Source organism: Streptococcus sp. 9.1, assembly GCF_016648815.1.
Classification (GTDB): domain Bacteria; phylum Bacillota; class Bacilli; order Lactobacillales; family Streptococcaceae; genus Streptococcus; species Streptococcus salivarius_E.
In genome coordinates, this window is sequence record NZ_JACLQS010000033.1 from 1 (window position 1) to 1673 (window position 1673).

The 1673-nt window shown below is 39.8% G+C and carries 2 protein-coding genes; both read left to right on the forward strand.

The genetic code is table 11. The features are described 5' to 3' along the window. Window positions 1-190: hypothetical protein (locus H7T93_RS09900; protein ID WP_221339796.1), on the forward strand; the 190-nt coding region annotated here is incomplete at its 5' end. 96 nt (window positions 191-286) lie between these two features. Beyond that, complete coding sequence (locus H7T93_RS09870) at window positions 287-1489, forward strand: IS110 family transposase (protein ID WP_037604220.1); 1203 nt, start codon at window positions 287-289, stop codon at window positions 1487-1489. The last annotated feature ends 184 nt before the right edge of the window (window positions 1490-1673 follow it).

The following is a 1673-nucleotide window of genomic DNA, read 5'->3' on the forward strand; positions in this document are numbered from 1 at the left end:
CTCTCTAGATGTTAGCTTTTCGTCACCCACTACAGTTGACAAACATACTAAGATTAGTAGTGAAGAAATCTCCGACGGGAGAGAGTACTCACTACTTTTTCTTTATGTTAAAGTAGTGGTGTCTTGTAAAGTCGTAGGGCTCTATGGCGCTAGACGTCGCTTGACAAACTGGCAAGACACCTTGTTTTAGGTGGAGTTTGATCAAAGTATGTAGGACGCTAAACGTCGCGTATTGAAAATAAAATCACTAAAACATGGAATTATTCAAGACAAAAGAGGTAATGTCATGCGTGCAGTATTTGGAATTGATGTCAGTAAAACAAGTTCTGAGGTGGCAATTTTAGTCAACGGTGAGAAGGTTCATGGCTACACCATACTCAATGATGCCATTGGCTTCAATCGCCTATTGGGGGACTTGAAAACTGTTCATAACCCTGAGATTATATTTGAGGCTACAGGTGTCTATTCTCGACGTCTTCAAGCCTTTCTCGAGGAATATAGTTACGCTTACACACGGCTAAATCCACTGGAAGCTAAGAAACAATTGGACAGTCTGCGAGTTCGTAAAACAGATAAAATTGACGCTGAAAAGTTGGCTAAATCTCAGCTTGTACACAATCGTAAACCAACTTACGTTCAGGAAGAAGTTTATCAACACCTACGTGATTTAAGCCGTTTCTATCAAAATATGACAGAAGATCTTGTTCGAACTAAAAACCGTCTGCACAAGGTCCTACAAGTCACCTTTCCTGAATTGGAAACTCTATTATCCACACCTACTGGAGAGCAATATTGGAACCTAGTGATGGCTTTTCCATGCAAAGAGTTTGTATTAAGCCTATCTCAAAGTAACTTGTGTGAGATTGTCCGTCAATCCACCTCCAAACGCATCTCTGAAAAGCGTATTACTTACCTGACTGATAAACTTATAAAACTCGCTAAACAATCTTTTTGTGCGGTCAAGAATACCTCTCCGATGCTTGAAGAGGTTCGTTACTATGCTCAAGAATTGCTTCGTCTTTCTGAACGCAGACAAGTTGTCTTAAACGACATGGTAGCTCTAGCTCAGCCTTTACCAGAGTATGACATCTTACGGTCAATTCCTGGCATCGCAGAAACCACAGCGACATCTATCATTGGCGAATTGGGAGATATTCGTCGCTTTCAGTCTTCCAATCAAATCAACGCTTTTATTGGCATTGACCTGAGACACTACGAATCTGGGAACTTTCTCGCCAAGGAACACATCACTAAACGAGGTAATCCCTATGCCAGAAAAATCTTGTTCAAGTGCATTCACAACATCGCTTCAGCTAGTCATACTAATCCCTGCCATATCGCTGACTTTTATGAGAAACGAAAAAGACAATCGACAATAGCTTCAACTAAGCCACATACGATTGCCTCTATACATCGTCTCATTCGAACAATGTATTACCTCATTACGCATAACAAACTTTACGATTACTCTTTGACCCAAAATCGATAAGGCTGTCTATGCCGTATTATTGTAACACCTTGTTTCAAAAAATACCAGATGAGGTGTTTTTTTAGCATGCCCATTTATGGATAAAAAAGGGTTAAAAATAAGACAGTAACCTCAGAATAGTTACTGTCTTATCTCTTTTTTTACTTAAAGCCTTGATAGACTTGACAAATGGTAGAAAAGAGCC